The organism is Streptomyces sp. 3-6 (genome assembly GCF_056323165.1).
Window position 1 is genome coordinate 461,763 of the sequence record NZ_JBWHZP010000001.1, and the last position, 23,642, is coordinate 485,404.

Genomic DNA, 23,642 nt, shown 5'->3' on the forward strand with positions numbered 1-23,642 from the left:
CGGATCCAGGCGAACGCACCGACCGCCACTACTTCGTTACAAGCCGTGCCAGGGGCGCCTGTTGGAGCGGAACGGGCCGCGGCGCGCAGGCGGCGACGGGGAGGGAAGCGGACGCTCCGGGTCCCCCTCCGGGTCCCCCTCCGGGGGTCCCTCCGAAGGCTCCGGACGACGCCCCGGAGGGCACCCCGGCCCCGGTCTCCGTGCCGGTGCCCTGCCCCGCCGCCGCCCCCGCGGCTCCCGGCCCCTTCGAGGTCCCGGACGCCCCCGGGGCACCCGGCGCGGTGTCCGACACCTCGCCGCCGTTCCCGCCGTCGCCTCCGTTCGCGTCGTGTGCCCCGGTCGTGCCGCCGTCCGTCCCGTCCCGGCCCGCTTCCGGTGACGGCGCCCGGACCCGCGCCACCCCGCACGGCACGTCCCGGGTGGCGTACGGAAGGCCCAGCACCCCGTCCTCCGTCCACCAGCCGGTGCCGGTCAGCCACCCCTCCGGCGCCGGGAGGTGACGGACCTGCCGCTCGGCCGGCCGCCACAGCCCCACCCAGCTGCCGAACGGACCGTCGAGGCGCAGCGCCACCGCACAGCCCTCCGGCGTGAGCACCTGGCCCGGCTGGATCGCGAACGGCGTGACCACGCAGTCCGGCATCCGCAGGCACTCCGGGAACCGCACCGGCAAGGTGCTGCCCAGCACACCCCAGCCCACGCGGGGCGTGCCCGGCGAGGGCGCGTCCGAGCTGATCAGCAGCAGCCCGCTGTCCGGGTCGGCGAGCAGGACCCGGTCGTCGCTCCCGGCCGCGATCTGCAGCAGCGGCGACACCTCGCCGTCCCGCTCCAGGTCCACCACGACCGCCTTGGTGCGCCCGCCGGTCTCCCGGTCCAGCGCCAGCATCCGGCCCGCGTGGTCCAGCCACACCCCGCCCGAGCAGCGCCCCGGCAGGTCGGCCACCCGTTCCGGCCCGAACGCGCCGCCCGCCACCATCCACACCGTCGTCGACCGCGGGCCCACGGCCAGCGCGTACGCCCGGTCCCCGCCGGGCGCGGGCGGCAGCAGCCACAGCCGTGTCCCGGCGTCGGGGCACTCGACCGCGCCCAACGGCACCTCACCGGTGCCGGGACCGGTCGGGTAGAGCAGGAAGAAGGCGTGCCTCCCGGCCACCGGCCGGTGGATCAGCACCCGTCCGTCGCTCAGCGGCTGGACCTCGGTGCCCGGCTCCTCGGGCCGGCTGCCCGGCAGGGGGACCGCATAGGGCTCGGGGCCGTCGAGGGTCCACCGCTCCGGGACCGGGGAGCCGTCGGCGGGCGTGAGACGCGCGGCGTAGGAGCGGTCCGCCGTGATCGCGCAGCCCGTCGGCCCGGTCCGGGACCCGGCCCCGTCGTCGTGACCGGTCGCAGGTTCGATCGCACAGGCCGTCATGGTTCGGTCACCTCCGGCCACGAACGTAGTTTTCGCACGCACGGGCGGGGGAGCGGCGGCGCTCCGCTTCACACATAAGGGTGTTCCAGAATCGATTCGCCTGAGGAAGCGGGAACGCGTGTGCTCCCGCCCCGAGCCTCGGCCCCGGGCCGGGCAACGCCTGTGCTCCGTCCCCGGGCCCTGCGCCGGGCCGGGCAACGCGCGTGCTCCGGCCGTGAGTCCTTGCTCCGGGCCCTGTGCTGACCGCGCAGGTCGCCTGGCCCCGGCTCCGTCCGATCGACCAGCGGGATCCAGGAAGTCCGGCGGTCCGCACACGACCCGGGGCCCGTCCCGCCGACCCGACCCGGGGCCGGTCCCGCCGGTCCGTGACGCCGGCCCGCCCCGGAGCCCGTCCCGCCGGCCCGTGACGCCGGCCGCCCCCGGGTCCGTCCCGCCGGCCTCGGGTTCCGGGGCCCGTTCCCCCGGCCCGGAACATCCGCCGTACCGCCGTCGAACATCCCGTTACGACGGCGCCGAACAGCCAGGTAGCCTGTGCTGCGTGCCCCGTCTGTCTGAAGTCATCACCGCGCTGGAGAACCTGTGGCCCGCCGAACGGGCCGAGTCCTGGGACGCGGTCGGCACCGTCGTGGGCGATCCCGGCCAGGAGGTCTCCCGGGTCCTGTTCGCCGTCGACCCCGTCCAGGAGATCGTCGACGAGGCGGTGACGCTGGGCGCCGACCTGCTCGTCACCCACCACCCCCTCTACCTCCGCGGGACGACCACCGTCGCGGCCTCCACCTTCAAGGGCCGCGTGGTGCACACGCTGATCAAGAACGACATCGCGCTGCACGTCGCCCACACCAACGCCGACAAGGCCGACCCGGGCGTCAGCGACGCGCTGGCCGGTGCCCTGGACCTGCGCGTCCTGGGCCCGCTCGTCCCGGACCCGACCGACCCCGAGGGCCGGCGCGGCCTGGGCCGCGTCTGCGAACTCGACCGGCCGGTCACCGTCCGCGAACTCGCCGACCGGGCCGCCGCCCGGCTCCCCGCCACCGCCCAGGGCATCCGGGTCGCCGGTGACCCCGACGCCACGGTGCGCAGGGTCGCCGTCAGCGGCGGCTCCGGCGACAGCCTCTTCGACGACGTACGGGCCGCCGGGGTGGACGCCTTCCTCACCGCGGACCTGCGCCACCACCCGGTGTCCGAGGCCCGCGCCCAGCACCCCCTCGCGCTGCTCGACGCGGCCCACTGGGCCACCGAGTGGCCCTGGTGCGAGCTGGCGGCGGCCCAGCTCGACGAGATCTCCGACCGCCACGGCTGGGGCCTGCGGGTCCACGTGTCCCGGACGGTCACGGACCCCTGGACCGCCCACGCGGCGTCCGCCGACCCGTCGTCCACCACCCCCCGGAGGGCCGCCCCGCGCGCCGCCTCCGATCCCGACACCTCTGGAGCCCCCAACTGAACGCCGCGCCCGCCGACCAGATCCGACTCCTCGACGTCCAGGACCTCGACGTCCGCCTCCAGCAGCTGGCGCACAAGCGGAAGTCGCTCCCCGAGCACGCCGAGATCGAGTCGCTGACCAAGGACCTCACCCAGCTGCGCGACCTCCTGGTGGCCGCGCAGACCGAGGAGAGCGACTGCGCCCGCGAGCAGACCAAGGCCGAGCAGGACGTGGACCAGGTGCGCCAGCGCGCCGCCCGCGACCAGCAGCGCCTCGACTCCGGTGCCGTCTCCTCGCCGAAGGACCTGGAGAACCTCCAGCGCGAGATCGCCTCCCTCGCCAAGCGGCAGGGCGACCTGGAGGACGTCGTCCTGGAGGTCATGGAGCGCCGCGAGTCCGCGCAGGAGCGGGCCGGGGAGCTGACCGAGCGGGTCGCCTCCGTCCAGGCGAAGATCGACGACGCCACCGCCCGCCGGGACGCCGCGTGCGAGGAGATCGACGGGGAGGTCGCCGCCGCCACCAAGGAGCGCGAGGTCATCGCCGGGTCCGTCCCCGCCGACCTGCTCAAGCTGTACGAGAAGCTGCGCGAGCAGCAGGGCGGCGTCGGCGCGGCGAAGCTGTACGCCCGCTCCTGCCAGGGCTGTCGTCAGGAGCTCGCCATCACCGAGCTGAGCGAGATCCGCGCGGCAGCCCCCGACACCGTCGTGCGCTGCGAGAACTGCCGCCGCATCCTGGTGCGCACCGCCGAGTCGGGTCTGTAAGGGGCTTCACCGGTGCGGGAGTTCATCGTCGAGGCGGACGGCGGGTCGCGGGGCAACCCCGGGCCCGCCGGGTACGGGGCCGTGGTGAGAGACGCGGCGACGGGGGAGACCCTGGCGGAGGCCGCCGAGTACATCGGCGTCGCCACCAACAACGTCGCCGAGTACCGGGGCCTGCTGGCCGGCCTGCGCGCCGCCCGCGACCTCGACCCGGAGGCCGTGGTCCGCGTCCGGATGGACTCCAAGCTGGTCGTCGAGCAGATGTCCGGCCGTTGGAAGATCAAGCACCCCGACATGAAGCCGCTGGCGGCCGAGGCGGCGCGGATCTTCCCGCGGGAGCGGGTCACCTACGAGTGGATCCCGCGCGAGCGCAACAAGCACGCCGACCGGCTCGCCAACGAGGCGATGGACGCGGGCGCCCGCGGGGAACAGTGGTCCGCCTCGGCCTCCACCGCCGACCTGGACACCCCTGCCGCCCGGCCCGTCCGCCCGGCGGTCCCCGAGCCCGACGGCCCGCCCGGCGACGCGACGGCAGGAGCCGCCCGGGCGCGGGCCGCCCTGGCACAGGGCGCGGCGCGGGACCGCACGACCGCCGCCCGGGCGCGGACTCCGGCGGCCCCCGACACCGGCCACGACCGTGCCGCCGGCGGGGCCGATCCCGCGTCCGGGGCCGTTCCAGCGTCCGGGGCCGATCCAGCGTCCGGGGCCGATCCGGCGTCCGGGGCCGGGAAGGCCGGCCCGGGTACCACGCCCGACGCCGGTGGGGCCGACGCCGGTGGGACCGACGCCGGGAGGGCTGATGCCGGTGGGGCCGACGCCGGTGGGGCCGAAGCCGACGTGCGCGCCGCCGAGGCCGTCGCCACGCCCCGCTCGGGCTGGGGGCCCGCCGACATGGGCCCGCCGGCCACGTTCGTCCTGCTCCGGCACGGCGAGACGCCGCTGACCCCGCAGAAGCGTTTCTCGGGCAGCGGTGGCAGCGACCCGTCCCTCTCCGACGCCGGCCGGGAGCAGGCGGAAAGGGTCGCCGCGGCCCTGGCCCGGCGCGGCACCGTGCAGGCGGTCGTCGCCTCCCCGCTCGCCCGGACCCGGGAGACCGCACGGATCGTCGCCGCCCGCCTGGGCCTGGACGTGCAGATCGAGGAGGGGCTGCGTGAGACGGACTTCGGTGCCTGGGAGGGCCTCACCTTCGGTGAGGTCCGCGAACGTCACCCCGAGGACCTGAACGCCTGGCTGTCCTCACCCGACGCCGAACCCACCGGCGGCGGCGAGAGCTTCGCGGCCACCGCCGCCCGGGTCGCCGCCACCCGCGACAAGCTGATCGCCGCCCACGCGGGCCGCACGGTCCTGCTCGTCACCCATGTCACGCCGATCAAGACACTGGTCCGGCTCGCCCTCGGCGCCCCGCCCGAGGCCCTGTTCCGCATGGAACTCTCGGCGGCCTCCCTGTCGGCGATCGCCTACTACGGCGACGGCAACGCCAGCGTCCGCCTGTTCAACGAGACCTCCCACCTGCGCTGACGGCGGCCCCGGACCGCGAGCCCCCGGTTCGGTGCGGCGACGGCCGTGACCGCGCCGGGCCGGGCCGGCCAGGAACCCTCCGGTGCGGGCCCGGGCCGCGACCGCGCTCCCGCTCAGCCGGCGTCCGCGCCGCTGCCCGTCCGCGTGCCCAGGGCCGCCGCCTCCCGGGCCAGCCGCTCGACCCGCGCCCAGTCCCCGGCGGCCACGGCGTCCTCCGGGACCATCCAACTCCCGCCCACACAGCCCACGTTGGGCAGGGCCAGATACTCCGGTGCGTTCTGCGGGGCGACCCCGCCCGTGGGACAGAAACGCGCCTGCGGCAGGGGCCCGGCGAGCGCCTTGAGATATGCCGGGCCGCCCGAGGGTCCGGCCGGGAAGAACTTCATCTCCCGCACCCCGTGCTCCAGCAGCGCCATCACCTCCGAGGCCGTCGACACCCCCGCCAGGAACGGCACCCCGGAGGCCCGCATGGCCCCCAGCAGCCGCTCCGTCCACCCGGGACTCACCAGGAACCGCGCCCCGGCGCCGACCGCGTCGTGCACCTGTTCCGGCGTGAGCACCGTCCCCGCCCCGACCACGGCCTCCGGCACCTCGGCGGCGACCGCGCGGATGGCGTCGGGGGCCGCGGCCGTCCGCAGGGTCACCTCGATCGCCGGCAGCCCCCCGGCGACCAGCGCACGCGCCAACGGCACGGCGTCGGCGGCGTCCTCCACGACCACGACGGGGAGCACGGGAGCGAGGTCCAGCGGGGACACGCCCCCGGACGTGGCCGACGGCGTGACGGGTGTGGCGGGCGTGGCGGACCGCCGGGCGGGCGCCGGACCGGAGAAGGGCAGGGGAGCACTCATGACGGTCATGCTGCCCCTCCCGAGCATCCTACGCAAAGCACGTTGCATTCTGTGCAATGCGGAGGGAGGGCGGGTGCAGTGTCCGCCGTTCCACTCACGTCGGTACGGGAAAGCCGCCCCTGGCCCGGCCCCTCAGGGCCGAACCGGTGGGTGCACCTCGGCGCAGCCGCCCTCAGTGCACCTCGTCCACCAGCACGTCCAGCGCCCACGCCGTCCCCGCCCGGGCGGGCGGCTCGCACTCCACCGCGTACCCGAGGTCCCGCAGCGCGTCGACCAGTTCAGCCGGGTCCTTCGGCGCGGCTCCCACGGTCAGCAGGCCGCGGACGATCCGGCCCTTGGTGGCCTTGTTGAAGTGGCTCACCACCTTCCGGGTCGGCGCGTGCAGCACCCGCACGGTCGCCGTCCGCCGCGCCACCTCCCCCTTCGGCTTCCACGCCGTCGCGTACGCGGCCGACCGCAGGTCCAGCACCAGCCCGTCGGCGGCCACCTCGGGCAGCACCTCGGCCATCGGAGCACGCCAGTGCGCTCCCAGCGCCCCGAGACCGGGCAGCTTGACGCCCATCGCACAGCGGTAGGACGGGATCCGGTCGGTGACCCGTACCGCACCCCACAGTCCCGAGAACACCAGCAGGGAACGCGCCGCCCGCCGCTTCGCCGTCGCGTCGAGCGTGGCGAGGTCCAGGGCGTCGTAGAGCACCCCGGTGTAGATCTCCCCGGCGGGCCGGGTCCCGGCCGTCCGCAGCTCCGCGTTCTTGGCGACCTCGCCCCGCAGCCCCTCGCTGAGTCCCAGCACCTCGCGTGCCTTGTCCTCGTCCCCGGTGCACAGGTCCACCAGCTCGGTGAGCACAGCCTCCCGGGCGGCGTTCAGCCCAGGCAGCGACAGCGACTCCGTGCGCAGCGGGGCACCCCGGCCGGAAGCGGCCTTGCCTTCGGACGGCGGCAGCAGGACAAGCACACGTACTCCTCGGATCAGGACCCACGGTCCCACCCCCCGGCCGTCCGCAGCCCGGGCACGGGCCGACGGTGGAACTCCGCTGAAAGGGTACGGGGCCCGGCCCCCGGCCCCGTGCGCCGGACTCCCCGGTTCCGTCCGTCGGTCGACGGCTCCGGCCACCTGTTGCCCGTCGCCCGTCGCCCGTCCAGGACCCTGCGGCAGCACCCCGCGGCCCCCGCGAAGATCCCGGGAGTACGCGCTCCCGCTCCCCACCTGCTCCGAACCCCCGTTCACTCCCCCTCCGTCGCCTCCTCCCTCATCGCCTCCTCCTTCGCCGCGGGTGTCCGCCCCGGCCGGTCCCCGAGCCTCCTCAGCATCCGCCGGATCACCTCGGCCTGGGCAGGCGCGAAGTCCGCGTACAGGGCCCGCAGGAAGGCGTGATCCTGATCGACGGAGCCCGCCCCCTCCGGGACCAGGCCCTCGGGCAGGGCGGTGGCGAGGAGTTCGACGGCCTCGTCGACCCGCGGGTCGTCCGTCCCCGCGTCGACGAGCTTGTCCAGCAGGGCGTAGGCACGCTGTGCCCGTTCCCGTATCCCCGGCGCGGACAGGGCGCTGCCCACCAGGTCCATGAACCGTTCCCGCTCCTCGGGCGGCGCCGTCGACTCGATCAGCGCGAGCACCTCCCGGTCCTTGGCCGCCGAGGGGGAGCCGGAGACATCGGTCATCTCCTGGAACAGCGCGGCCAGCTCCGGGGACACCGGCCCGCCGGCGGTCAGCCCGCCCTCCGTCTCCAGCAGCGCCCGCAGCCGCCCTCGCCGCTCCCGGATCGCCGTCTCCTGCCGGGCCAGATCCTCGTCCAGCTCCGTCAGCACCTCGGCGAGATCCTTGCCGGCGTCGTCCGCGAGCACGTCCCGCACCTCGGCCAGCCCCAGCCCCAGCTCCGTCAGCCGCCGGATCCGCGCCAGCACGACCGCGTGCCGCAGCGTGTAGTTCCGGTAGCCGTTGCTCAGCCGCTCCGGCTCCGGCAACAGCCCGAGGTGGTGGTAGTGCCGCACGGCCCGCGTGGTGACGCCGACGGTGGCGGCGAGTTCGCCGATCCGCATGCCTCCAGTAGAAACGTTGCCGCTGCGGCAGGGTCAACCGGCCGCCGCTCGCAGTCGCCCGTGGAGCGGCTCCGTGTGCCACGATCGAGGGAACGACTCCCGATCCGCGACCAGGTGATCACCCGATGCCCCACTCTGGCGAGCGACCGAAGGAGGGGCGTGACGTGACTGCCATGGCCCACGAGCCGCTCTCGCAGGCGGATGTCCTGCTCGAGGGCTTCCTCGCCCTGGACACCCCGGAGGGTTTCCGGGCGGAGCTGATCGAGGGGGAGATCGTCGTGACGCCGCCGCCGGACGGGGACCACGAGGACTACATCGGGCTGATCGTGACGCAGGTGATCAGGGAATCCCGGACCGCCATGCAGTTCTCCGGGAACAAGGGCCTGAGGCTGAGCAGCGGCGGAGCATGCCCGAAGAACCACGTCATCCCGGACGGTGTCTTCGCGCCCGCGGCGTCGCGCCTGTACCGGGGAGCGGGCCCCTGGATGCCGTGCGCCGGCGTGGCGCTGGTCATGGAGGTGACCTCCGGCAAACCCCGGACGGACCGTGAAGCCAAGCGCCACTGTTATGCCCGCGGAGCCATCCCCCTGTACCTGCTCGTCGACCGCGGCGTTTCCTCGGTCACGCTGTTCAGCGATCCGGAGAAGGACGAGTACCGGGAGCAGTGCACCCGACCCTTCGGCAAACCGATCGCCCTGCCCGAACCCTTCGCCTTCGACCTGGACACCGCCGACTTCGTCTGATCCCCTGATGCGGGGGTGCGCGGTGGGGAACGTACGGGAGCAGGCACGCTGGACCAGGGCGCGGCTCGGCCGGTGCGGGCCGTCACTCGACCTGCTCACCGCCCGCTTCGACCGGCACGAGTACGCCCCGCACGCCCATGACGAGTACACGGTCGGCGTCACCGTCTGCGGGCGCGAAAGCATCGCCTACCGGGGCGGACGCATCGTCTCCGGCCCCGGATCGATCGTCGTCCTCGAACCCGGCGAGATGCACACCGGCGGCCCCGCCGCCCCGACGACTACGCCTACCGCGCCCTCCACGCCGCCCCCGCCCTCCTCACCGACGGCATCGGACCCCCGCCGGCGCCCGGTACCATGGTCCACACGGCAGACGAGCCGGGCGGACGGCCGCGTGGATTCCCTCACGGGACTCCCCGAGGAACGTCCGGGCTCCACAGGGCAGGGTGGTGGCTAACGGCCACCCGGGGTGACCCGCGGGACAGTGCCACAGAAAGCAGACCGCCGGGGACCTCGGTCCCCGGTAAGGGTGAAACGGTGGTGTAAGAGACCACCAGCGCCTGAGGTGACTCAGGCGGCTAGGTAAACCCCACCCGGAGCAAGGTCAAGAGGAGACGCCTCTTCGGAAGCGTCTCTGCGCGGACGTTCGAGGGCTGCCCGCCCGAGTCCGCGGGTAGACCGCACGAGGCCGGTGGCAACACCGGCCCTAGATGGATGGCCGTCGCCGGCGGGACCGCGAGGACCCGCCGGAACAGAACCCGGCGTACAGCCCGACTCGTCTGCCGCTCAGCTCGTGATCAAGTCGTCCGCGGAGGGCCAGATGCGCAGAGCCAGGGAGGCCAGGTGGCTCCCGCGCGAGCGGATGCGGTGCTCGTCCCAGCGGTCGGCCCAGCCGGCGCTGTCCGCGCTGGACGGAGGATTGAGCAGCGTTCCGTGGGTCAGCCGCAGGAGACTGTGCTGGGCGAGCCACTGTCGCTTGTCCTGCCACGGCATGTTCCCCAGGGCGGGATTCAGACGAGCGGTCACCAGCGTCAGATTGCCCAGCGTGTGCACGAGTTCGTCGCGCCCTTCGCCCTCGGAGGGGTCGTCCTCCAGGGGCGGCCAGTTGTCGCGCCAGCTCTGCGGCATCACGTGCTCGATCGTCAGTTTCGTGCTGATGTGCTGCCCGACCGGGGTGGTGAGCTGCTCGGTGTGATCGGTCCGCAACTCGTCCTCCAGCGCCTCCAGGAGGACGCGGACCCGGTGGCGGTACAGCCGCGAGTACAGCGGATCCTGTTCGAGCGCCGCACGGAACTCGGCGTCCGTGGGCCACTGCCGGTGATGGCCCTGCAGGGCCGAGAGGGCCTTGATGATGCTCTCGTCGGCGCAGTCGGGCTGCTGAGCCGCCACCCCGACGAGCTCCCGGAACACGTGGTTGTAGTCACGGTTGCTGAGGTTGAGGATCGCCCGTCGCATGAGATAGCTGTCCAGCGCCCGGACGGCCCGCTCCCGCCGTTCCGGCGGGAGCACGTCGTCGCTCAGCCCGAACAGGTACAGCAACAGCGGCAGGGGCGTCGACGTCTGCATGACCTTCATCCGGTACAGGAACCGGCCCTCGACTCCGTGGAGCGGGTGCTGGTCGATGGCGTCGTAGATCTCGGCGTACCGGGCGAGCTCGCCGAACACCCCCTCGGTCGGGGTGGACGAGTCGAGCAGCCAGCGCTCGAACTCCTTGAACAGCGCGGAGGCGGTGAATTCGCGCCGGCTGCGCATCGTGAGCCAGTAGGTCAGGAAGACGTCGAGGCGACTGCGCGTGATACGCCCGGTGGTCTGTTCGGTGCGCCACTCGTCCTGGTCGAAGGGGGACCAGTAGGTGGAGTAGAGCCGGTCGACGTCGGCGCCCGCGTGCTCGGCGTTGCGGAACAGCAGGTTCTTGATCAGGTCCGCGTGTTCCAAGGGTGTGCCGCGGCTGTTGAGCGTCTCGAAGACGACCTGAGCGTCGTCGTGCTGCTCCAGGTCGATGACGACGAGGCGCAAGTGTTCCCGCATCGTCTGGACGAGTGTGTCGAGCCGCTGGTGCGGCTCAGGTGACTCGGCGAGCCAGGCGTCGATCTCCTTCCGGAAGTAGGCAACGGCTTCGGTCAGCCGCCCCTGGCCCGACCGGCCCTGCATCACGGTCCTGAACTCGGCCCGGTCCGCGTTCGTCGGCCAGACCTTGTAGAGGTGATCGGGGTTCTTGTCCCGGTCGAACAGGTCCGCGTCGTTCTCCAGGAACTTCCCCAACAGCCGCACGGACCGCTCGTGGTCGAGCGACGTGGCCGACAGCCGGGCCGCGAACAGGAAGAGCTGGAGCGTGGTCAGCCGCTGCTGGCCGTCGATGACCTGCCGGGTCTCCAGGTTCGACGACAGGTACGGCGTCCTGTCGAAGACCACCGCCCCGAGGAAGTGCGGGGCCACTGTGTCCCCGGTGTGGCCGACCTGTTCGGCCCGCTCGATCGTGCGGCGGATGTCCTCCCAGAGCGCGGACCAGTTGTCGTCGCGATTCCAGACGTACGGCCGCTGGAACAGCGGCACCGTGTACCGGACGTCCTTGCCGAAGATGCGCCGCAGATCGACCGTGTCCGCCCGCATGGCCCTCCCTCACCTCGTGTGCCGGAGGCCACCGTAGCGATGCGGGGAGTTGGGAATCCGCGCGATGCGAAGATTCTCAGTCCTTCGGGGCGGGGGAGGTCGGGGCCGGGCCGGCCCCGGAAGTACGGGCTCGGTCAGATCTGCGGGTCGAGCGAACGCAGCAGCTCCAGCAGGCCCTGAGCGGGCAGCAGTTGGTCGTCGGTCACCGGGTCCGGGCTGAAGTGCATGAGGCTGTTGCGGAAGTTCCGGCAATCCTCCAGCGCGACCAGAAAGTGCTCCTGGTCGATGCCCCACCCGAGGGCGGCCCAGTTCTCCGGCACCTTGAGGAGGTGCTTGTACGCCCCGAAGGTCAGGTTGGCGGCGGAGTGCACCTGGGAGGCGCGCCCGCGCGGAACGGTGGCCCTGATCCGGTCGAGGGGAATACGTCGGTCCACCACCCGGCGCAGTCGCTGCTCGATCTCCTCGACCAGCACGAACGGCCTGACCCGCGTGCCGAACTGCACCGTGAGATCGGAAGCGGTGATCAGTCCGCGGACCTTGTGTTCGTGGTCGCGGACGATGACGTACCCGAACTGCTGGATGGCGCCGATCCAGTCGAGCAGGTCGTCCGAGCCGTCCGCCTCCTGCCCCCGTACGGTGGCGGCCTGCAGACCGGCGTCCGGATCGGCCATCCGGGCACGCCCGATCGACTCCCAGCTGACCACGCCGCGCAGCCGTCCGTCCTCGTCGAGCACGGGAAGCTGGCTGTAGCCACGCAGCACCATGAGGGTCGTGGCGGTCCCGAGGCTGTCCCCGACGCGCACGCACTCGGGCATACGGTTCGCGGAGTCGAGGTTGCTCACGCGGTAGGCGACGGCCTGGGCCTCGGTCTCCTCTTCGGGCAGTTGGCCGGCGACCCCCGCCGAGGTGCCGGCCGACGCCGACCCGCTCTTGACGCCGCCGGCGCCGAGGGAGTTGTACACCGTCGTTCCCAGCGTCCTGAGGTCGAGCCGGGTCACCGCGCTCGCGCCCGACTCGTCCGGTTCCGCGCCTCCTGCCAGCACGGCGATCCGGTTGTCCAGCGTGCCCTCGGTGAAGGGCGGGACGGTGACGAGGCCCCGGGCCTCCAGCTCGTTCTTGATCTGCTCGGTCGTCGCGGGGTACCTCCGCTGGACTCCCCAGATGGCGAGGAAGTCCCGGACGGACAGCGTGAGCGGTTCCTCGGCGCTCCGCCGACGCACCTCCTCGTACAGCTTCGCCGGCTCGGTGAGGGTGGCCGCGAACTCGTCGGCATCGGGCCGCCCGGGGTCGGGCTTGCCCTCGGCCAGGGCCGCCACTCGCTCCGCCGCCCCGAACCTGCTGATCTCGAAGACGGTCAGCAGGGAGCCCATGCTGTCCAGCAGATCGGACTGGATGTCCTGCCGGTCGATGTCGGTGACGAGCCACTCCACCCGCCGCACGTGCCGCAACCCCTCGGGGGCCCCGGCCCGGTACTCGTAGGCTCCGGTGACCCTGCCGACGGCCACGCGCAGCGACTTCAGCGGCAGGACGACGAGGTCGCCGGTCTGGATCTCGTGGACGAAACGGTGCAGCTGACCGGTCCAGTTCCCGATCGTGTACGGCCCTTCGTCGGGGTAGGCGGCGGCGACGGCGGCCTTGATGTCGTCACGGGTGACGGCGTCGGCGAGATCGCCCCTGGCGAGCCTGTCCCACCCGACGGCCAGGACGCCCTCTTCCAAGGCGGCCCGTTCCCGTTCCCCGTTCTCCCCCGCGCGTACGACCCAGGCCCGCATACCGCTCCTCCCCACGAGCACACGGCACGTGATCACGTGCCGGGACTCCAGTCAGCCCTACCCAACCCTTCCTGAACAGACGTCACTTCAGCCGGTCCGTAGACGCTTTTCAGCCGTCCGTGTGCGTTCGGCCACAGCCCGTAGACTGTGCGGCGGCAATGGGGCCGCGGGTGACGGCCGTGACCGGAGCGTGGGGGGTACGAGAGCGCCGATGAAGCCGCTGGACATCGATGCCGACCGGCGCGTGGTGGGGCCGTTCGAACTGCTCGCCCGGCTCGGCGCGGGCGGCATGGGCGTCGCCTACCTGGCACGCAGGATCCCTCTGGAGGGCCTCCCGGACGAAATGGCCGCGGCCTACCGTCTGGTGGAGTCCGACGACGGGGACGCCGATCCGGGGCGGCTCGTCGTCGTCAAGATGATCCAGCCGCACCTGCTGGACGAACCGCAGGCCCGCGAGCGGTTCGCCCGCGAGGTGGACGCCGTCCGCGCGGTCGTCAGCGACCGGGTCCCGGCCCTGCGCGCGGCGGATCCGGAGGCCCCCGAACCGTGGTTCGCCATGGACTACATCGCGGGCCCCTCCCTGCACACCCTGGTGAAGGAATCCGGCCCTCTCGACGTCGGTCCGTACGCGGCCCTCGGCCTGGCCCTGGTGGACGCCTTGGCGGCGATCCACGGTACGGGGCTGCTGCACCGCGACCTCAAGCCGAGCAACGTGGTGCTCGGCCCGGACGGACCGGTGGTGCTGGACTTCGGCCTGGCAGTGCTGACCGAACGGCGCTCCAGCCAGGCGCTCACCCGGACCGGCGACCGCATGGGCACGCGCCCCTACATGCCGGTCGAACAGCTCAGGGACACCAAGCACGTCGAGGAGCCGGCCGACGTGTACGCCCTGGGGGCCACCCTCTTCTTCGCGCTGACCGGCCGGCCGCCGTATCCGCTCATGCCGTTGATGTCCCCGCCGAAGTGGGACGGCGTGGATGTCGGCTTCCTGCCGCTGCTCGCCCAGGTGCTCGTCGCCAGTCCTTCCCAGCGTCCGCGGCTGGACGCCGTGCGGGAGAGCCTGTTCGCCCTGCTCGCCGACGCGGGTGTGACGTTCGACGCCGCCACGGAGCAGCTCAGGGCCCGCGTCGCCGCCTCGGGGCTGACGCCGAAGCTGCCGCCGCGGGCGCTCGCCGACCGCGCCGACCCTGCCGTCCAGGAGCTGGCTCAGAAGGCGGTGGACGAGGGCGCCGCCCCGGACGCGCCGTGGGCCGAGGACGATCCCGGCTTCTACGGCCTCGTGGACACGGACGAGATCGAGCGGGCGGCGGACGCGGTGGACGGACCGGGAGGACCCGGCGGCTACACGCCGACGCTCGTCGATCCCGATCCCGCGCCACCGGCTCGGGGGGACGAGTCCGGCGAGGCCGCCCCTCCCGCCCCCACGAGCTACCCCCTCCCCGCCCCGCGGCCCGAGGAGCCGGACACGGTCGACCCGACGGACCCGACGGACCCGACGGACCCGACGGACCCGACGGACCCGACGGACCCGACGGACCCGGCGGCCACCACCCCCAGTGCCCCACAGGCTCCTCCCCGTGCCGCGCAGCGCGTGGCCTCCCGCCTCCGTGAGCGCTACGCGCACCGTGGGGACCTGTAACGGCCCGTGCCGCCCCCTGACCGTCCGCGGGACGGATCCGACCGCGCGGACGCACCCCGACCGCCGCGGCGCTACCCTCGACGACGCCCGGAACCACCCGAAAGGACCCCTCATGCCTGCACCCGACGGCCCTCCGCCCGCCGGCACGGTGATCGAGGTGCGGGACGAGGAGTGGATGGTCCGCACCAGCAGGCAGGTCCGCCCCGGCGAGTACCTCATCGAGGCCGTCGGCGCCTCCGACCTGGTGCGCGGGCAGGAGGCCCGTTTCCTGGCGCCCACCATGGACCGGCCCCGCGTCCTGCTCCCCGAGCACACCGAGCTCATCGCCGACGGCTCGCCGCACTTCCGCCGGGGCCGCCTCTTCCTGGAGGCCGTGCTGCGCAAGACCCCGCTGCCGCAGCGGGAGCGGCGCCTGGCGCTGACCGACGGGTTCCTCCTGGACCGCATGGACTACCAGCTGCGGCCCGCCGAGAAGGCCCTCGCGAACCCGCTGCGGCCCCGGCTGCTGATCGGTGACGTGGTCGGACTCGGCAAGACCCTGGAGATCGGGGTGCTGCTCGGCGAGCTGATCCGCCGGGGCCGCGGTGAGCGCATCCTCGTCGTCACACCCGCGCCCGTCCTGGAACAGTTCCAGCACGAGATGTGGACGCGGTTCGCCCTGCCGCTGGTCCGGCTCGACAGCGCGGGCATCGCCCGCATCGAACGGAAGATCCCGGCCGGCCGCAACCCGTTCACGTACTACAAGCGCGTGATCATCTCCATGGACACGCTCAAGAACCGTCGGCGTTACCGCCCGTGGCTGGAGCACATCCACTGGGACGCGGTCGTCATCGACGAGTCGCACAACCTGATCAACCAGGGCAGCGAACGCCGTGACCTCGCCGACCTCCTCGCCGAGCGCACCGACGCGCTGATCCTGGCCAGCGCCACCCCGCACAACGGCGAGATGGCCGCCTTCACCGGCCTGATCCGCCTGCTCGACCCGATGGCGGTCAAGGACCCGAAGCGGCCGAAGGCGGAGGAGCTGGAGCACCTCATGCTGCGCCGCACCAAGGTCAGCGCCGAGGTGGCGGAGCAGCTCAAGGACCACTGGGCGCCGCGCGGCGGCTCCCACCCCGTACGGTGCCGCGCCAACGACCTGGAGGAACGGGTCTTCGCCGAGCTCGCCGAGCACTGGCTGAAGCGACGCGAACAGCGGGCCGCCACGGAGGACCGGCTCTTCCCCTACGTCCTCCTCAAGTCCTTCCTCTCCTCGCACCGCGCCCTGTTCGTCACCGCCCGCCAGCGGCTCACCCGCACCGGGCACGCCCTGCCGCCACGTCATCGCATCACCGACGAACCGCTCACCGGCATCACCGCGACCACCCCCGAGGCCGCCTCCCTGCTGCGCCTGATGGAGCTGGCCCGGGACATCGAGCGGGCGGGCGCGGGGGAGGGCGCCCCGGCCGCCGCCTCCAAGCTGGCCGGACTGGTGGAGGAACTGCGCCGCATCGGCGTCAAGGCGGGCAGCCCCACCCGCGCCGTCGTCTTCTCCGAGCGCCGCGAGACCCTCGACTGGCTCGGCGAGGTGCTGCCGCCGCTGCTCGGCTGGACGGCCGAGGACGAGGCGAAGGCCGCGGTCAAGGTCATGTACAGCGGTTCGGGGACCTCCGACCGGGTGCAGATGGAGTACGTCGACGAGTTCGCCCGCGCGGGCAGCGACGTGCGGCTGCTGCTCACCGGCGACGGCGCCTCCGAGGGCGTCAACCTGCACCGCCAGTGCCACCATCTGATCCACTGGGACCTTCCCTGGAGCCTGATCCGGGTCGAGCAGCGCAACGGCCGCATCGACCGGTACGGGCAGACCGAACCGCCGGAGTTCCGCGCGCTGATCCTCCGGTCGGAGGTCGACGGCGCCCTGGACGACACGGACATCGCCGAGAAGGTCCTGGCCCGCGAGGAGCGGGTGCACCAGGTCCTCGGCGCCGTGGAGGCGGCGACGAAGGACAACGACGCCGACCTGGAGGAGCGGCGCGTCATGGAGGCGCTGTTCCGGGGCGAGGCGCCGCAGCCGGCCGTGGACGCTCTCCAGGCCGTCTCCCCGGAGACCCTCGACGCCCTCGACGAGGGCGAGCTGCCCGACGGCCTGCCCCTGGCCCAGCAGCTGAACGCCGAGTTCGGCACCGGCGCGGACACGTACGACGACGAGGACTTCGACATCGGCTTCGACTTCGACGACGAGCCGGAGGCGGCGGACACCGCGTCCGACACCCCGCGGGCGGCCCCGGAGACCGACCCGGCCGAGGACGGCACGGCCCGCGCCCCCGTCCGCACCGTCGAGGAACTGCGCCTGTTCACGGACCGCCGCGACTACGTCCTCACCGGCCTGGAGGAGCTCGCCGACCTGGAAGCCTTCCGCCTGGACACCACCGTGCACGGCACCGACCTCAGCTTCGACACCCCGGAGGACCTCGCCGACCGGCTCGACGTCCTGCCCGCCGGCTACCTGCGCGACCACGGCATCACCCGCCGCATGAAGCTCACCTTCAGCCGCGAGGACGCGGCCGACTCCCTGCGCCGGGCCCGCGAGGACGCCGACTCCCCGTCGCTGTGGCCGGACGCCCACTACGTCGGCGAGCTGCACCCGGTCCTGGAGTGGATCACCGACAAGGTCCTGGTCCAGCTGGGCCGCCAGCAGGCCCTCGTCATGCAGGTGGACCGCGCCCGCGTGCCCGATCCCGTCTTCCTCACCCAGGGCGTGTGGTCCAACCGGGACGGCCGCCCGACGGTCGTGGCCTGGCTCGCCGTCGACCGCCTGGACCGGCCCGGCGAGGCGCCCAGGGTCCGGGAACTCACCCGGAACCTCCTCACCGATCTCGGCCTGGGCCCGCACATGCCGGACCACTTCGCCGCGGGCGACCCGGCCGCCCTCCAGCGGCACGTGCCGGCCGCCGTCGACGCCACCCGCCGCGAGATGCAGCGGCGCCGCCGGGAGGCGGAGGAGCACATCGACCGCCCGCTGCGGGAGTACGAGGCGAAGGTCGGCCGCTGGCTGGAGCAGAAGCTGCCCGGCTTCACCGGCGGACACACCGCGCGGGAACGCGCCGCCGAGAATCTGGAGAAGGCCGCGGCCCGGCTGCGCACGGCCGGCGACCCGATGGTGCGCGTCCTCGCCGTCCTGGAGCCGAGCTCATGACCACCGGCCGTGCCCTGAACCCCGCGCACCCCGTCACCGAAGCGATCCGGCAGGAGCAGCAAGCGTGAAGTTCGACGCTCTGATCAACGAGGGTGAGTACTTCCCGTCCTTCTATCTGGACGAGATCCTGCCCAAGCAGCTGAAGACCGGCCGCCTCAAGGAGTGGGCGGCCGAGGAGCGCCAGGGCCGGCCCACGCCACGGCAGGGCCTGCGCGACCTCACCGGCCCCTACCTGGACGTCCGCCTCTCCGTGGGCGGCGAGGCGGACAAGTACAACGTCCGGCCCGACCAGCATGCCGTCGCCGCCCAGCAGCGGGCGACCGAGGCACTGAAGGACCGCACCGACCACACCGGCCCGGACGGCGAGCCGCCCGCCTTCCAGCCCGCTCCCGCCCCGCGCCCGGTCGACGACGGCCCCGAGGAGGAGTGGCGCGCCGGCCTGCACGCCTGGCACGACCGGGTACTGAAGGCCCTCGGCTTCACCCCCCGCCCCGGCCACCTCACCGTGCACGGCGCGGCGGGCCCCGTGGCGGTGCCCGTCGCCCACAGCGAGCCGGGCGTCGCCGTCCTGACCGGCGGCTTCGCCGACGACATCGCCGCCACCCGCGGCGACGGCACGGCCAACCGCCTGTCCGCACCCGTCCGCGTGGCCTCCGGCAAGACCCTCACCACCGTCACCGACCTCGCCGCCTGGCTGCTCTCCGCCGACAGCGCCCCCCGCTACGCGCTGCTGCTGTTCGGCGGGGTCATGGTCCTCGCCGACCGCGAGAACTACGCCCGCGGACGCCATCTCGCGGTCAGCCTGGAGGTCGCCCTGCCCCGCAAGGGCGTCAAGGGCGCGAGCGCCGGCGAACTCGACGTGATCGCCGCCCTGTTCGGCGCGCAGGCCCTGCGTCCGGCCGAGGACGGCGGGGACGACGACATCGCCCGGCTGGTGGCGGAGTCCCGCGACCACTCCGTGGGCGTCACCAGCGACCTGCGCGAGGGCCTGAAGGCATCCGTCCAGCTCATCGCCAACGAGGTCCTGGACCTCGCGCGCGCACAGAACGTCACCCACGACGACCTCACCGAGTGGCTCCCGGGCCCGCTCGCCGAGCGGGGGGCGCTGCCGCACCTGCTCACCAAGGAGTCGCTGCGCTACCTGTACCGCATCCTCTTCCTCCTCTACGCCGAGGCCCGCCCCGAGCTGGACATCCTCCCGATGAGGAGCGAGGAGTACGTCCAGGGGTACAGCGTGGCCCGGCTGCGCGAACTCGCCGTCCAGGAGAAGCTGTCCAGCACCTCCCGCGACCGCCACCACTTCCACGACTCCCTGGCTCTGCTCTTCGAGAAGGTCTTCACCGGCCACCCGACGGCGGACACGATCACCTCGCGCGAGGCGGCGGCCACCGCGACCGGTGCGGGCGGGGGAGCACCGGACGCGGACGCGGTGGAGCTGTCCGAGGACGACGGTTACGAGGGCGTGCGCATCGAGGCGCTGAAGTCCCGGCTCTTCGACCCGGAGTCGATCAAGCTCGTGGACCAGGTGATCGTCCACCCCGACGACATCGCCCCCGACGGCACGGTCCCCGAGGGTGCCCGCCGCCTGGACCTGCGGCTGCGCAACAAGGTCCTGCACCAGGTGCTGCGCCACCTGACCGTCGTCGAGGGACGCGGACGCGGCGGACGCGGCGGCTTCATCTCGTACGCCAACCTCAGCATCAACCACCTCGGCGCGGTGTACGAGGGCCTGATGTCGTACACCGGCTTCATCGCCGACGAGCCGCTGTACGAGGTCGCCAAGGGCGGCGACCCGAGCGGCGGTTCCTGGCTGATCCGGGCGAGCCAGGTCCGCTCCGGCCGCTACCCGGACGGCCCCGACGACAGCGTCTTCGTCGCCACGGACATCAATCCCCAGACGCACGAGCGGGTCCCGGTCCCGCGCAAGGTCGGCTCGTACGTCTACCGCCTGGCCGGCCGCGACCGCCAGACCAGCGCCAGCTACTACACGCCCGAGTCCCTCACCCAGGCCACCGTCGAGCAGACCCTGCGCTTCCGCCTGGACGAGAAGGGCGAGGTCGACCCCAAGGAGCCGGAGAAGGCGTGGGTGAACGCGGCGGACGTGCTGCGCTGGCGGGTGTGCGAACCGGCCCTCGGCTCCGGCGCGTTCCTCAACGAGGCCGTCAACCAGCTAGCCGAGCTGTACCTGCGGCTCGCCCAGCGTGAGCGGGGCGTCGAGATCGACCCGGAGGACTACCAGCGCGAGCTGCAGAAGGTGAAGGCGTACATCGCCCTGCACAACGCGTACGGCGTCGACCTCAACGAGACGGCCGTCGAGCTGGCGGAGATCTCGCTGTGGCTCAACACCATGCACCGGGGCATGAAGGCCCCCTGGTACGGCCTCCACCTGCACCGGGGCAACTCCCTCGTCGGCGCCTCGCGGAAGGTGTACCCCGGCAACAGCCTCAGCAAGGGCGAGTGGCTGACCTCGAAGGCCCCGCGCAAGCCCCGCCACGTCCCGCTGGGGGAGCCGTTGAAGGGCCGGGAGGTGCACCAGTTCCTGCTTCCCGCGATGGGCTGGGGCTCGATCGGCGAAAAGGTCGGCCTGCGCACGCTGAAGAAGGGCACGGCGGAGGAGACCGTGAAGGCCGTGGTCGACGGCGATGTCGTCGACTGGCTGGAGCCCGAGCTGGTCGAGGCGCTGCGCAAGTGGCGCTCGGCGATGCGGCGCAACCCCAAGGGCGAGGCGAAGCGGGCGGCGCCGAGGAAGAAGACGGCGCCTTCGGCGGAGCAGTTGGCGGCGGAGGCCGACGAGCAGCGGCTGGGGCAGGGGGCGTTCGACCTCGGGCTCGATGTCTGGGAGCAGCCGTCGCTGGAGGTGCCGTCCGGCGGGGCGGGTTCCGGTGCCGGTACGAAGGCCGCCGCCCCGGTGCGGGAGGACGACGAGGACCGGGAACCCGGGGTGCGGACGCAGACCGGGCGGCTGATCCGGCTCGCCCGGCGGGTGGAGTACCTGTGGGACCTCGTCGTCATGCGGCTGCGGCTGTCCGAGCGGGAGATCTCGCGGCACGTCGACGTCTGGGGTGCGGTGATACCGCGCGACGGGCAGGCGGTGGGGGCGGGTTCGGGAGGCCGGGCGCCGATGGACCGGGACGCGGTGCTGGAGGCCCTGCACCGCAAGGGCACGCCCTACTGGCGGCTCAAGCAGCTCATGGACGCCTGGTGCGCGCTGTGGTTCTGGCCGCTGGAGGAGATCGGGCTGCTCGACGGCTCCGACGACTTCGAGTACCGGCCGGGCGGTGAGGACCGCACGCTGCTGAAGAAGGGCGATCCCCGGCGCCGGGTCGCGCTCAAGTCCCTCGACGACTGGATCGAGTTCGCCGAGGCCGTCGTGGGGCGCGTCGACGTGGACACGGGGGATGGGCGGCAGACCTCGCTGCTCTCCTTCGACGGGGTGCGGAGCCTGGACGAGCTCGACGACAAGGAACGCGAACTCGACCAGAAGATGACCGAGGCCACGGCGTGGGCCAAGCCGGCGGACCTCGGGTACACGTTCCCCTGGTACGAGGCGGTGGAGCGGATCGCCCAGGAGCGGGGGTTCTTCCACTGGGAGCTGGACTTCGCGCATGTGTTCGCGGAGGGCGGGTTCGACCTGATGGTGGGGAATCCGCCGTGGGTCAAGCAGGAGTGGAAGGAGAGCGGGGTCCTCGCCGAGTTCGAGCCGTGGTTCGAGCTGGCGGACAAGCCGAGCAATGAGGCCTGGGACGAGCGCAAGGCCGAGGTCATGGAGTGGCCTGGGGTGCGGTCAGCGTTTCTGGGGGAGCTGGCGGACCATGCGGCGGTGTCCGGGTTCCTGGCTTCGGTGGATACCTATCCCGAGCTGGTGGGGACTCAGCCGGATCTGTATCGGGCGTTCATGTTGCTGGGGTGGCGGGCCGTCGGTGAACGGGGGACGGCCGGGCTGATTCATCCGTCTACGCACCTGACAGGGGCCAAGGAAGGGGTGCTCCGCAAGGCGGCTTATCGGCACCTGCGATTCCATGCGGACTTCACCAACGAACTGCTGATCTTCGCCAACCCGGTGGGTAACAGCAGTCACTTCAGCGTCAATGTGTACGGCAAGGACCAGGACGTCAGCTTCCAGCACATGAGCTGGCTCCTGCACCCCAGTGTTTTGGTGAAGTCCGTACGTCACGAGGGGCAGGGGCCCGTGCCTGGCGTGAAGGACGGGGGCAAGTGGGACTTGCGCCCGCACCGCGACAGGATCGTCACGGTCAACGAAGACCGCCTTCATGAGTGGCGTGCCCTGGCTGGTGAGGAGAACCCACCGCCTGTGGAGCAGGCCAAACTGCTGTACCCGGTGACGCGAGCTGAGGAGTCGGCCATCCGGACGCTCGCGAAGTGGCCGCACCGACTCGTGGCTATGAAGCCGCGTATCAGTCCGGGTTTTCATGAGAAGAATGACCGGACTGCGGGCTACTTCGCCTGGGCACCGGGACCCGTCGACAGCTGGCAGGACGTGATCCTTCAGGGACCACTGATCCACATCGCCACGCCGTATCACAAGCAGCCGCCGGAGGGCGGCTCGAAGAGCATGCGCGATTACGAGGCTTGGGATCATCGGAGCCTGGCGGGCGACGCGGTGCCGCGCACGAACTACCGGCCTTCAGAACCTCGTTCAAGGTTCGTCGACGCCCAAGATCGATGGGTTGACCACGACCGGCTTGCGCAGCTTTGGGGCGATCCTGCGGCGGTCGCTGCTGCGGAGACGGACGTCAAGGCGACAGAACCTAAGCTGGATGGGGAGGCTCTGTATAAGGCTATCGACGCGCTGCTGCGTCAGGCCAGCCTGAGGCCGTACTCCGAGTTCTTCCGGGTAGCGTGGCGAGAAATGATCGCCTTCAACACGGAGCGGAGCCTATTTGCTGCGCTGATCCCGCCTGGAGCGAACCATATTCACGCTGTACGCAGCGCTGCGCTGCCGTCGCTAAGACTTACTGCGCTTACTGCCGGGTTCTTCGCTTCGCTTGTTCTCGACTATTTCCTCCGGAGTTCGGGGCGCGGCCACCTTGCTACTTCGGATGCCAAGATCATGCCAGCGCCGACCGAAGGGCACCCCTTGGAGCGTGCCCTCCTCCTCCGCACCCTCCGCCTCAACTGTCAGACCAACGCCTACGCCAGTCTCTGGGAAGAGCTGTACGACCCCGCTTGGCAGCAGCAGACGTGGGCCGCCAGCGAAGAGTGGCCAGAAGTCGCACCCCCACTTGCCGAAGGTGTGGACCGCACCTGGACCCGCGACACCCCCCTCCGCACGGAGTTCACCCGCCGCGCGGCTCTCGTCGAGATCGACGCCCTCGTTGCCGTCTGGCTCGGTATCAGTGCCGACGAGTTGGTGGCCATGTACGACGCCCGATTCCCCGTGCTTCAGCAGTATGAGGAGAACATGTGGTTCGACGCGACCGGTCGTCGTATCGCCAAGGCGCACCAGCAGCACGGGTACGGCCAGCCCAAGGACGCCTGGAAGCAGCTGAGCAAGCCGGAGGGCTTCCCGGAGGAGTACGAGGTGCCGGACGGCTACATCGGCCCGCTCTACCGGGCCAACCGCAAGGGGGAGATGCGTGCCGCTCACGCCGAGTTCACGCGGCGCCTGCGCGAGGCCGGCTGGGAGCCCGGTGACACCCGGCCTCCGGGAGACGCCGAGAGCTGATCAGACGCCCGGCGCAGACGAGAGCCCTGCC

At 72.5% G+C, this 23,642-nt stretch carries 13 protein-coding genes, 1 other RNA gene and 1 pseudogene; 9 read left to right on the forward strand and 6 right to left on the reverse strand.

Going from position 1 to position 23,642, the window contains the following annotated elements:
• Nucleotides 1-28: 28 nt before the first annotated feature.
• Nucleotides 29-1,408, reverse strand: coding sequence for a hypothetical protein (locus AC02VZ_RS01910; RefSeq protein ID WP_476474338.1), 1,380 nt, complete (start codon nucleotides 1,406-1,408; stop codon nucleotides 29-31).
• Between the two features lie 538 nt (nucleotides 1,409-1,946).
• On the opposite strand from AC02VZ_RS01910, the gene AC02VZ_RS01915 reads away from it, so the two are divergent.
• The 3 genes from AC02VZ_RS01915 to AC02VZ_RS01925 are packed head-to-tail and all read left to right on the forward strand — an operon-like array spanning nucleotide 1,947 to nucleotide 5,104.
• Nucleotides 1,947-2,849, forward strand: a complete 903-nt coding sequence (locus tag AC02VZ_RS01915; RefSeq protein WP_476474339.1) for a Nif3-like dinuclear metal center hexameric protein — start codon at nucleotides 1,947-1,949, stop codon at nucleotides 2,847-2,849.
• Nucleotides 2,846-3,589 carry a zinc ribbon domain-containing protein gene (locus tag AC02VZ_RS01920; protein ID WP_476474535.1) on the forward strand — a complete coding sequence of 248 codons (744 nt, stop codon included), beginning with the start codon at nucleotides 2,846-2,848 and terminating at the stop codon, nucleotides 3,587-3,589. Before AC02VZ_RS01915 ends, AC02VZ_RS01920 begins: the two co-directional genes overlap by 4 nt.
• A 12-nt stretch (nucleotides 3,590-3,601) precedes the next feature.
• Nucleotides 3,602-5,104, forward strand: a complete 1,503-nt coding sequence (locus AC02VZ_RS01925; RefSeq protein WP_476474340.1) for a bifunctional RNase H/acid phosphatase — start codon at nucleotides 3,602-3,604, stop codon at nucleotides 5,102-5,104.
• A gap of 113 nt (nucleotides 5,105-5,217) precedes the next feature.
• On the opposite strand, the gene eda is transcribed toward AC02VZ_RS01925, so the two are convergent.
• From eda to AC02VZ_RS01940, 3 genes are all read right to left on the reverse strand, one after another.
• Entirely contained in the window at nucleotides 5,218-5,952 is a 735-nt protein-coding gene (gene eda / locus AC02VZ_RS01930; protein ID WP_476474341.1) for a bifunctional 4-hydroxy-2-oxoglutarate aldolase/2-dehydro-3-deoxy-phosphogluconate aldolase, read from the reverse strand.
• Nucleotides 5,953-6,124: 172 nt separating this feature from the next.
• Nucleotides 6,125-6,907: a peroxide stress protein YaaA gene (gene yaaA, locus AC02VZ_RS01935; protein WP_476474342.1), complete on the reverse strand. Its 783-nt coding sequence runs from the start codon at nucleotides 6,905-6,907 to the stop codon at nucleotides 6,125-6,127.
• 269 nt (nucleotides 6,908-7,176) lie between these two features.
• On the reverse strand, nucleotides 7,177-7,989 hold the full coding sequence (locus tag AC02VZ_RS01940; protein ID WP_476474343.1) for a MerR family transcriptional regulator: 813 nt from the start codon (nucleotides 7,987-7,989) through the stop codon (nucleotides 7,177-7,179).
• A gap of 173 nt (nucleotides 7,990-8,162) precedes the next feature.
• On the opposite strand from AC02VZ_RS01940, the gene AC02VZ_RS01945 reads away from it, so the two are divergent.
• The 3 genes and pseudogenes from AC02VZ_RS01945 to rnpB all read left to right on the forward strand — a co-directional run bounded on the left by AC02VZ_RS01945 (nucleotide 8,163) and on the right by rnpB (nucleotide 9,511).
• Nucleotides 8,163-8,732: a Uma2 family endonuclease gene (locus AC02VZ_RS01945; protein ID WP_432055872.1), complete on the forward strand. Its 570-nt coding sequence runs from the start codon at nucleotides 8,163-8,165 to the stop codon at nucleotides 8,730-8,732.
• Nucleotides 8,733-8,754: 22 nt separating this feature from the next.
• Nucleotides 8,755-9,059: pseudogene (locus AC02VZ_RS01950) on the forward strand (AraC family ligand binding domain-containing protein); the annotation flags it as partial.
• Nucleotides 9,060-9,103: 44 nt separating this feature from the next.
• Nucleotides 9,104-9,511, forward strand: an RNA gene (gene rnpB, locus AC02VZ_RS01955) — RNase P RNA component class A.
• A gap of 4 nt (nucleotides 9,512-9,515) precedes the next feature.
• Here rnpB and AC02VZ_RS01960 read toward each other — a convergent pair.
• Nucleotides 9,516-11,339, reverse strand: a complete 1,824-nt coding sequence (locus tag AC02VZ_RS01960) for a DUF262 domain-containing protein (protein ID WP_476474344.1) — start codon at nucleotides 11,337-11,339, stop codon at nucleotides 9,516-9,518.
• Nucleotides 11,340-11,473: 134 nt separating this feature from the next.
• The gene (locus AC02VZ_RS01965) at nucleotides 11,474-13,111 is read right to left on the reverse strand and encodes a CBS domain-containing protein (protein WP_476474345.1); all 1,638 of its coding nucleotides are present in this window, start codon (nucleotides 13,109-13,111) and stop codon (nucleotides 11,474-11,476) included.
• Between the two features lie 211 nt (nucleotides 13,112-13,322).
• Between AC02VZ_RS01965 and AC02VZ_RS01970 the strand changes: the two genes are divergently transcribed.
• From AC02VZ_RS01970 to AC02VZ_RS01980, 3 genes are all read left to right on the forward strand, one after another.
• On the forward strand, nucleotides 13,323-14,750 hold the full coding sequence (locus AC02VZ_RS01970; protein ID WP_476474346.1) for a serine/threonine-protein kinase: 1,428 nt from the start codon (nucleotides 13,323-13,325) through the stop codon (nucleotides 14,748-14,750).
• 112 nt (nucleotides 14,751-14,862) lie between these two features.
• The gene (locus AC02VZ_RS01975) at nucleotides 14,863-17,925 is read left to right on the forward strand and encodes an SNF2-related protein (protein WP_432055859.1); all 3,063 of its coding nucleotides are present in this window, start codon (nucleotides 14,863-14,865) and stop codon (nucleotides 17,923-17,925) included.
• Between the two features lie 64 nt (nucleotides 17,926-17,989).
• Nucleotides 17,990-23,611 carry an Eco57I restriction-modification methylase domain-containing protein gene (locus AC02VZ_RS01980; protein WP_432055858.1) on the forward strand — a complete coding sequence of 1,874 codons (5,622 nt, stop codon included), beginning with the start codon at nucleotides 17,990-17,992 and terminating at the stop codon, nucleotides 23,609-23,611.
• Nucleotides 23,612-23,642 lie beyond the last annotated feature (31 nt).